An 8,846-nucleotide genomic window follows, 5' to 3' on the forward strand; every position below is an offset into this window, starting at 1 on the left:
AAAAATTTTCTTACTTGTTTATTTGGTCAAGTGCTGCTTGGGCAGTCTTAGCTGCTTCGTCAAGGGCAGTCTTTGCATCTACATTTTGAAGCTCAACTTTATCTGCTGCAATGGAAAGTGCATCTGTGATTTTTCCATCTGTTGGGTCTATAAAGGCAGGAGATGCGTGCATTGCTTGTTCATAAGGAACTCCTGCGTAAGGATTTTCTTCTATGAATTTTTTGTATTCAGCAACATCTGCTGCAGATTTTCTAACTGGAATGTAGCCAATTTTTTCTGACCACTTGGCAGAAACTTCTGGGCTTGTGAAGTAGGCTATCCATTCATAGGCTGCCCTTTGTTGTTCTTCACTTGCTGCTGCAGGAACAAGTAGTGAGTGAGCATTTGCCACTGGCTTTCCTGGGTTGCCATTTAGTCCTGGTTGTGGAAGAGAAGAAATTTTTGTAAAGTCAAGGTCTCCCTTGTCTCCTGATGAACCAGTGTAGGACATTGCGTCGCCATTCATTACATTGTCAATAGTTCTGTACCAGTATTCCCAGCCTTGTCCACCAGATTCGATTTTTGTAGTTTTGTTGTCAAAAATTTGTTGTCTGACAAAGTTCCATGAGTCAACCCATTCCTTGCTGTTAATTAAAACTTTTTTCCCATCATCAGATAAAATTTTGCCGCCATTAGATAGGGCAATATCCATTAGGTTTTCGTGGTTATACATTACAAGGTGTCCCCACTTTGCTATGCCCTTATCTTGGATTTCCTTTGAATATTTAAAAGTATTTTCCCAAGTGCTGTAAACTTCCTTTGGATCAAGACCTGCCTTTTCAAGTAAGTCCTTTCTGTAATAAATTACTTGAGTTGTGCCATAAGCTGGGAAGCCATAAACCTTGTCGTCTACAATGGCTGGGTTCATAAATACATCAAGGTAATCGTCAAGAGGAGTTCTGTCATCCATGTACTTTGTCAAATCTGCAAGCATGCCATCCTTAACTCTAAGTTCAATGTTTGAGCCGATGTAAACTGCTGGTGGTTCTTTGGCTGCAATAGCTGCTTGAACCTTTTGGAAAGTTTCATTATAGTCAGCTTGTTGAACGCCAACAACCTTTACCTTGTCTTGTGATTCGTTAAATTCTTTGATAATTTCTTCCATAGTTTCGCCAGCAACTGAACCAAGTCCATACCAAAATTGAATTTCAGTTTTTCCCTTTGAATCTGCTGTTTTTTCTTCTGTCTTCATTGCATCTTTTGCAGAGCTAGAGCAACCTGTCAAAAGCATAAGTCCGCATAGCATAAGTAATGCTGTTTTGAATAGTTTTTTCATTTTTTCTCCTTTAAATTTTTTATGTTAATAAATATTAACCCTTAATACCGCTATCAGAAATTCCCTTTATAAACCACTTTTGTAAAACAATAAATAGAATTAAGAGAGGAAGGACTGATATAGTGTTGCCCGCCATTAAAAGGGGCAAGTTTTCTCCAAAATTACCCTGTGAGGTAAAAAATTTATTTAAACCCACGCTTATTAAATACTTTGATTTTGAATTTGTAATAAGTGAAGGCCACATGTAGTTGTTATACATTGTCACAAATTGGATCAGTGCATTTGTAAGGATAGTTGATTTTGAAATTGGAAGAACAACCTTTAAAAGTATGTCCAAATCACTTGCACCATCCATTTCCGCTGCCTCTATTAACTCCTTTGGCACTTCTTTAAAGGTGCTGTATAGCATATAAATTGTAAAAACTGCAACTGCATTGGAAATAATAATCCCAGATAGGGTGTCGATTAAATTTAATTTTGCAATTATTACATAACTTGGCACATAGGTTGTGGCAGCTGGTAGCATATAAGTCAATAGGATTCCCTTAAACATAAGTCCTCTCAGTTTAAAAGAAAATCTGTACATACCATAGGCGAGCATTACTCCAGTTACAATTTGAAGAATTACAATTACAATTGATGTGACAATTGAATTTAAGATGTATAAATCAAAGGGGGCTAAATTTAAGGCTCCCATAAAATTTCTAAAATCTAAAAAATCTGGCATAAAGCTAAGAGGCTTACGCATAATAGATTCTGTAGTCTTAAAAGAATTTGACATCATCCACATTAGTGGAAAAAATGTGATTATGGATAAAATTATGAGGACAAGGTGTCTTCCTATTTTTTTTATCATGACTGAACCTTCTTTCTCATAAAAATTATAAGAAGCGATAGAATTGCCGTTATTATTACTATAATAAGTGACACTGCACTTGCTTTTCCCATATTAAACTCTTCAAAGGCCATTTGATAAAACAGATATAAAAGTGTCCTTGTGGAGCCAGCAGGTCCACCTCTTGTTAAAACTGAAAACTGATCATAGGCTTGAATTGATGTAATAAGATTCATAATTAATAGAAAAAAAGTTGTCCTCTTTGTCATTGGAAAATAAATATATTTTATTTTTTCAAAAATATTTATTCCTTCAAGCTTTCCCACTTCAAATAAACTATTGGGAATCTTACTCATGGCATCGGTGTAAAAAAGCATTGCCCAGCCAGAATTTTTCCATATAGTTACCATTATTACTGCTGCCATGGCTGTATTTTCGTTAGACAACCAGTCAGGTCCGTTTATGCCAAAGTTGGCAAGACACCTATTTATGAGGCCAACATCTCCTCTTAACATCCAAGACCAGACAATTGACATGGCAACCATGGGAGTTACCCAGGGCGAAAACAAAAAGCCCTGATAAATTAACTTTCCCCTAAATTTCCCCTGCAAGAATAGGGCAAAAACAAAACCAAAAAATAGGACAGGCACTACTGTGCCAAGACCAAAGACAAGAGTGTTCTTTAAAGCCTGCCAAAAAAAATCATCTTGCAAGATGTACTTGTAATTTTCCACTCCAACTAAATCGAAGTTGGGGCTTACATAATTCCAGTTGGTAAAGGAAATGAGTAGTGATGCAAGCATTGGCAGAAACCAAAAAATTATTAGTGGAGCCAAGGGAAGGAAAAAATAAATAAAAAATTCTTTAGGTCCAAGCCTTCTCTCATAGGATTTTCTTGCCCTAGTCTTCATAGCTTTCACCTATAAAAATTCGATCTCCACAATCCCTGTCAAAGAAATAAGCCTTGTCCCTTGGAATTTTTACAAAGAGTTCACCCTTGTCCCTTGGATTTTTTTCAAGGTCGCACTTTAAAATTATTTTATTGTCAAATAACTTGCCAGAAATGTTGTAATCAGACCCCAAAAGTTCAATTAAATTGACGCTAAAGGGCAGTCCTTCTTCTGTTGAAAGTTCAAGAGCTTCCGCTCTTATGCCAAGAGTAAGAGGTCTATCTTCTAAACATATTCCACTTAAAATTTTATTGCCTTTATCATCATAAAAGGCGCCGGATCTTACTTCTCCATTGATAAAATTCATTGCAGGAGACCCTAAAAATCCTGCCACAAAGGCGTTAATTGGATTAGTATAAAGTTCTCTTGGACTGCCAATTTGTTGAATGATTCCATCATTTAAGCAGACAATTCTCGTTGCCATAGTCATTGCCTCAGTTTGGTCGTGAGTTACATAAATAACTGTGGAACCCAACTTGTTTTTTAAATTTACAATTTCCTCTCTCATTTCAACTCTTAGTTTTGCATCTAAGTTTGACAGAGGTTCATCCATTAAAAATATGTCAGATTCCTTAACGATGGCTCTTCCCAGAGCAACTCTTTGCCTTTGACCACCAGAAAGATCCTTGGGCTTTCTATTTAAATAATTTGTAAGATTTAAAATTTCAGCAGTGCTTCTAACCTTGTCGTCAATTATTTTCTTGTCCAGTTTTCTGATTTTCAATCCAAATCCTATGTTGTCGTAGACAGACAAATGAGGATAAAGGGCGTAGGACTGAAAGACCATGGCAATGTTTCTGTCCTTTGGCGCAAGGTCGTTAGATAATTTTCCATCAATATAAAGTTCTCCACTGGTAATATCTTCAAGACCTGCAATCATTCTTAGGCTTGTGGACTTGCCACAGCCAGAAGGACCAACAAAGACGATAAATTCATTCTCCTCTATTTCAATGGAAAAATCCTTTACAGAATAATCCTCATTCTCCTCATACTTTTTGCATATATTATTTAAGCTAATTTTGGACAATTGCCCTCCTCCTTTCACCTCAACTATTCTACTTATTAATTAAATAGAAACAATATATAAAAGGTAAAGAATTTGTAAAGTGAAGAAAATTATTTTAAATTTTTTGCAAAATAAAAAGAGTCCACTAAAAAATTAGTGAACTCTAAATTTACTTTAAATTTTAATTTACAGAAATTCTATTTTTGTGCATGTAATAAACTGCAAAGAGTAGTAAAGGTATTTCAATAATCATTAAGACTAAACCTGTAATGCCAAAGCCTCTCATAAATACTGTTCCATCTGTCAGCCTAAGTTCTACTTCTGAAAATAGATTTAAAAGACCTAAGACATAGACTATTGTGCTTTCAATAAAGCCCATGATTATATATACGATAACAGGACCGCCAAAGCCAAATCTTCTGAATTTTTTTCCGCCACCAAGAGTAACTGCAAAGATGACACTTACTATTGAGCTTAGTATTCCTAGAACTACCCAAGAAACTAGCATAAATATATTTTTAATTCCAAGTTGATTTAAGGACTGTGAAATTTCTTGCCAGAAGGAAGTCATTTCCCCTTCTGTAACAGCAACATTTGTTACCAATAAGAAAAATAAAAATATGCCAGCAAATAGGGAGTAAATTAAAAGCATGATGAAGTAATACAAAAGTCTCGAAAAAGTTTTTGCTGATGGACTAATTGGTGTTGACTCATAAAAGAGTGCACTGTCTCCAAAAAACATATTGTAGTCGCCAACTATTATTGTAATAGCTGCTGCCATGTAGCCAAATACTACAGCCAAGCCAGCAAGTCCAAAGGCAACGCCTCCATAATTAACATTAACCCTTCCAAGTGCCAAGCCTGATAGCATAAAAATTATTGGCAAAATTGGAATGAACCAATTATATCTAAAGTGATTTTTTATTTGATGTCCAAGTAATTTTCCCATTAAAATACCTCCGTAAAGTAGTCTTCTATGCTCATATTTTCTTCACTTCTTATCTCATCAACTGTTTTATTCACTGTGATTTTTCCATCTGATAGGAATAAAACTCTGTCGAGAAGGGGCTCGATTTGATTTATAAGATGAGTTGAAACTATGATGAGATTGTCCTCTTCAAAATTATTTAAGATAGTCTCAATTATTGCCTTTCTAGCAGAAGGATCCACGCCAGAAATTGGCTCGTCAAGTAAAAATATTTCTGCTTTTCTTGAAAGGCTAAGGGCGATTTGCATTTTTTCTCTCATGCCCTTACTCATTTCCTTGACCTTTGCCTTTTCTGGCAAGTTAAATTCCCTGAAAAGTTTATAAAATTTATCTTCATCAAAATCCTTGAAAAATAATTTATAAGTTTTAACAACTTCTTTTACAGAAAGTTTTTCACTTAAGGCAAATTTATCTGGCTGATAAGATAAAATTTCTCCCGTTTTATAAGAAATTTCCTCGCCATTAATTTTTACGCTGCCATTATAAGTCATCTCTAGTCCTGCAAGGATTCTCAAAAGTGTTGACTTGCCTGCTCCATTGGGACCAACTAGTCCAACGATTTGTCCCTTTTCAAGTTCTAAGTTTAAATCGTCAAGGACCTTATGCTTGTAGCCCATAGATAAATTTTTTATTTCTAATTTGCTCATTACTGCCTCCAATATTCCTCTAAAAGTTTAAGTGATTTTTCCTTTGTGAGCTTAAGTTCATCTGCCACACTGATTAAATCGTCGCAGGACCTATAAAAAGCTCCCTTAGCAATCTCATCGATTAAATCATTATCATCAGTGATAAATCTTCCGCTAGTCCTATTTGATTTGGCAAGGCCTTCTCTTTCTAGTTCTTGCAGTGCCCTTTGCACAGTGTTGGGATTTACCCCATAGATAGTGGCAAGATTCCTAACAGTGTCCATCTTCTCTCCACTTTTCCACTGACCACTAGAAATTTTTAGCTTGAAATCTTCGAGAAGCTGTAGATAAATGGGTCTGTTATTATCAAATTCCATAAAAACCTCCTTATATGTAAGATTTTATTTTTTGTTTTTGCTTTTGCTTTCGCTTTCGGCTTTATTTAAGGTTTAAAGACACAATTAAAGCTAAATTTTGTATTGTTGTATCAATCCCTTAATACAATAATTATTATAAACCTAATTTTAAAAAATGCAAGAGAAAATAAAAATTTTTTGTAAAATATTTTTTTAAAATTTTACTAAAAAATGTTTTCTTGTGAAAGATTGTATTTATTTTGTACAAGTTAGCTTTACTTTATCATCTGTAAATGTTATTATTAATTACCTCAAGGAGGTTTTTTATGAATGAATTACTAATAATATTTTTAATAATGGTCCTTGGCTACGCCTTTGGACATATTAATTTTTTTGGAATAAAATTTGGCGCCTCAGCAATTCTAATAGTTGCTCTTTTCTTTGGACACTTTGGTTTTGAAGTTCCAAAATTTTTAGCAAAGTTAGGACTCGTCCTATTCCTTGCACCAATAGGACTAATGGCTGGACCAAGTTTTATGGCAAATATAAAGAAGAATGGAATTTCCTTTTTGGCAATTTCCTTTATCACAACAGCAATAGGTGGTGTCTTAATAGTTTTAATTTCAAAATTATTTAACATCGAGCTCTCCCTTTCCATGGGTCTTGCCACTGGAGCAATGACATCTACATCTATGCTTGGAACTGTAAAGAGTCTTACAAATTCAAACTTGCCAGGAGTTGGCTACGGCATTGCCTATGCCTTTGGAGTCGTGGGCGTTGTATTAATCGTTCAACTCCTTCCAAGAATTTTAAAGGTTGATGTTGATGAAGAAAACAAAAAACTAATTCTTCCAGTGGACAAAGGCACAAAGGAAAGTCTTGAAGTAAAAGATTTAATAAATTTTGAGAAAAATGGACTTTTTGCAGTTGCACTTGCTTCAGTTCTTGGTGTTTTACTTGGATCAATAAAAATACCTGTTGGCGATAGTGTTAATCTATCCCTTGGTGCAGGTGGTGGATCCCTAATTATGGGTTTAGTACTTGGACATTATGGAAGAATTGGAAAAGTTAATTTAACTGTTTCTAAAGAAAGACTTTCACTTGTTCGTGACCTTGGCCTTGCCTTTTTCCTTTTGGAATCAGGTGTAAGTGCTGGCACTGGATTTGTTGAAGTTGTAACACAATATGGGGCAAAATTATTTTTAGCAGGAGTTATTATGACTCTTGTTCCTGCTCTTGTATCCTTATTTATTTCCTACAAAGTTTTCAAGTTGCCACTATTTGCAGCACTTGGTGCAACAACTGGCTCAATGACATCAGCACCATCTCTTGGAGCCCTACTTCAAGTTACAAATGATGACAAAGTTTCATCTTTTTATGCAGCTACACAACCAACTGCAACAGTAATGATGGTCTTCTTGCCACAAATTATAAATGTATTTTTCCCAGTTAGCTAAAATTTAAAAAACTAAAAAGTTAAATTTGTAGAAATTTTCTACACGAAAAAATCCTAAAGCTTAAATAGCTCTAGGATTTTTTATTTTCTATCTTATTTATTTTCTTTAACTTTTCTATTCTTTTTATTTTTTACTTTTTTAAGTCTAAAAAAGTCTTCTCTTTCTTTTTCTGCCAAAATATCTTCAATTTCCCTAATAATGTGCTTGTACTTAGGAATTTGAATTTTATCTAGGGCATTTGCTCTCTTGGCAGTCTTTTTTATTTCGTTGGCAAGTCTAAAGACAGATGTCTCAATCTCTGCAAGTTCATAAATGACTGGAAGGATTTCAGAAATATTTATCTTTGCCCTGTCAAAAGCTGCATTAGATTGATGCAGAGAATAATCTGCCTTCACTTCCGCCTTGTCGTATTTAATCTTAGGAAGTTCAAGACCCATTACTGAACGAGAAATTATTTGGTATTCTTTTTCATGAGGAGCTGCTTCTCCCATTTCCTTTAGAGAAAGGGCGCCCATAGAAATTGTGGCTTCAACCAGTTCTCCATAGGATGCTGCAAATTTTTCTTCTATTTCAGATTGAAGCTTCTTGGCATTTTTATTTAAGTCCATCATTTCCTTAATGAGGACTGTCCTCTTCTTATCAAGGAGATCATAACCCTTCTCTGCAAGGAGGAGGGCATTTTTTGATGCTATTAGATTTGCCTTAGTAGGAGTTACCTTAATTGCCATTCTTATCACCTAAATATTTTTCTTTTAACTTAGGATCAATTCTATCAATCATTTGAGTTGGAAGTATCTTTAATAATTCCCAACCTAAATCTAGGGTTTCTTCTATATCTCTATTTTCATTTTGGTCTTGTGTCAAAAATCTCTTTTCAAACTCATTTCCAAATTTTAAAATTAATTTTTCATCATCAGAAATATCATCTTCACCAATAATTTGTGCAAGGGCTCTAGTTTCTTGTACCTTTGAGTAGGATGCAAAAAGTTGAGAAGATAGGTCTGGGTGGTCTTCTCTTGTGTAGCCTTCACCAATGCCGTCCTTCATAAGTCTTGATAGAGATGGAAGAACATCTATTGGTGGATAAACTCCCTTGGAGAATAAATCACGACTTACTACAATTTGACCTTCTGTAATATAACCAGTTAAGTCAGGGATTGGGTGAGTGATGTCGTCATTAGGCATAGTTAAAATTGGAATAAGAGTTACAGAACCAGAGCTGTCCTTAATCATACCTGCCCTTTCATAAAGAGCTGCTAAATCAGAATAAAGGTGTCCTGGATAGCCCTTTCTTGAAGGCACTTCTTCTCTTG

At 34.9% G+C, this 8,846-nt stretch carries 9 protein-coding genes and 1 pseudogene; 1 reads left to right on the top strand and 9 read right to left on the bottom strand.

Annotated features, from left to right (window positions below; all coding sequences use genetic code 11):
* Positions 1-10: 10 nt before the first annotated feature.
* From Q0U74_RS05040 to Q0U74_RS05070, 7 genes are all read right to left on the bottom strand, one after another.
* A complete protein-coding gene (locus Q0U74_RS05040; RefSeq protein ID WP_297393021.1) occupies positions 11-1,315 on the bottom strand; it encodes an ABC transporter substrate-binding protein in 1,305 nt (434 codons plus the stop codon).
* A 34-nt stretch (positions 1,316-1,349) separates the two neighbouring features.
* Entirely contained in the window at positions 1,350-2,171 is an 822-nt protein-coding gene (locus Q0U74_RS05045) for a carbohydrate ABC transporter permease (protein ID WP_297393022.1), read from the bottom strand.
* Positions 2,168-3,061, bottom strand: coding sequence for a carbohydrate ABC transporter permease (locus Q0U74_RS05050; RefSeq protein ID WP_297393023.1), 894 nt, complete (start codon positions 3,059-3,061; stop codon positions 2,168-2,170). The genes Q0U74_RS05045 and Q0U74_RS05050 overlap by 4 nt, the downstream gene beginning before the upstream one ends.
* Positions 3,051-4,127, bottom strand: a complete 1,077-nt coding sequence (locus Q0U74_RS05055) for an ABC transporter ATP-binding protein (RefSeq protein WP_297393025.1) — start codon at positions 4,125-4,127, stop codon at positions 3,051-3,053. Before Q0U74_RS05055 ends, Q0U74_RS05050 begins: the two co-directional genes overlap by 11 nt.
* 160 nt (positions 4,128-4,287) lie before the next feature.
* Positions 4,288-5,055 (bottom strand): hypothetical protein, encoded by a 768-nt coding sequence (locus tag Q0U74_RS05060; protein WP_297393026.1) that lies wholly within the window; start codon positions 5,053-5,055, stop codon positions 4,288-4,290.
* Complete coding sequence (locus tag Q0U74_RS05065; protein ID WP_297393027.1) at positions 5,055-5,741, bottom strand: ABC transporter ATP-binding protein; 687 nt, start codon at positions 5,739-5,741, stop codon at positions 5,055-5,057. Before Q0U74_RS05065 ends, Q0U74_RS05060 begins: the two co-directional genes overlap by 1 nt.
* Positions 5,741-6,097: a GntR family transcriptional regulator gene (locus Q0U74_RS05070; RefSeq protein ID WP_297393028.1), complete on the bottom strand. Its 357-nt coding sequence runs from the start codon at positions 6,095-6,097 to the stop codon at positions 5,741-5,743. The genes Q0U74_RS05065 and Q0U74_RS05070 overlap by 1 nt, the downstream gene beginning before the upstream one ends.
* A gap of 305 nt (positions 6,098-6,402) precedes the next feature.
* On the opposite strand from Q0U74_RS05070, the gene Q0U74_RS05075 reads away from it, so the two are divergent.
* Positions 6,403-7,533, top strand: coding sequence for an antiporter (locus tag Q0U74_RS05075; RefSeq protein WP_297393029.1), 1,131 nt, complete (start codon positions 6,403-6,405; stop codon positions 7,531-7,533).
* A gap of 92 nt (positions 7,534-7,625) precedes the next feature.
* Here the strand turns inward: Q0U74_RS05075 and Q0U74_RS05080 are convergent, their stop codons facing one another.
* Both Q0U74_RS05080 and Q0U74_RS05085 read right to left on the bottom strand, forming a co-directional pair.
* Positions 7,626-8,261 carry a V-type ATP synthase subunit D gene (locus Q0U74_RS05080; protein WP_297393030.1) on the bottom strand — a complete coding sequence of 212 codons (636 nt, stop codon included), beginning with the start codon at positions 8,259-8,261 and terminating at the stop codon, positions 7,626-7,628.
* Positions 8,251-8,846 (bottom strand): annotated as a pseudogene (locus tag Q0U74_RS05085) (V-type ATP synthase subunit B); the annotation flags it as partial. The pseudogene Q0U74_RS05085 and the gene Q0U74_RS05080, both read right to left, overlap by 11 nt.

This window comes from uncultured Peptoniphilus sp., from assembly GCF_946998875.1.
Taxonomy (GTDB): Bacteria; Bacillota; Clostridia; order Tissierellales; family Peptoniphilaceae; genus Peptoniphilus_A.

Bases quoted from the DNA above. Each gene is read 5' to 3' on its own strand.
- Q0U74_RS05070 (WP_297393028.1), bottom strand. From the start codon at position 6,097: ATGGAATTTGATAATAACAGACCCATTTATCTACAGCTTCTCGAAGAT.
- Q0U74_RS05040 (WP_297393021.1), bottom strand. From the start codon at position 1,315: ATGAAAAAACTATTCAAAACAGCATTACTTATGCTATGCGGACTTATG.
- Q0U74_RS05075 (WP_297393029.1), top strand. From the start codon at position 6,403: ATGAATGAATTACTAATAATATTTTTAATAATGGTCCTTGGCTACGCC.
- Q0U74_RS05045 (WP_297393022.1), bottom strand. From the start codon at position 2,171: ATGATAAAAAAAATAGGAAGACACCTTGTCCTCATAATTTTATCCATA.
- Q0U74_RS05065 (WP_297393027.1), bottom strand. From the start codon at position 5,741: ATGAGCAAATTAGAAATAAAAAATTTATCTATGGGCTACAAGCATAAG.
- Q0U74_RS05060 (WP_297393026.1), bottom strand. From the start codon at position 5,055: ATGGGAAAATTACTTGGACATCAAATAAAAAATCACTTTAGATATAAT.
- Q0U74_RS05050 (WP_297393023.1), bottom strand. From the start codon at position 3,061: ATGAAGACTAGGGCAAGAAAATCCTATGAGAGAAGGCTTGGACCTAAA.
- Q0U74_RS05080 (WP_297393030.1), bottom strand. From the start codon at position 8,261: ATGGCAATTAAGGTAACTCCTACTAAGGCAAATCTAATAGCATCAAAA.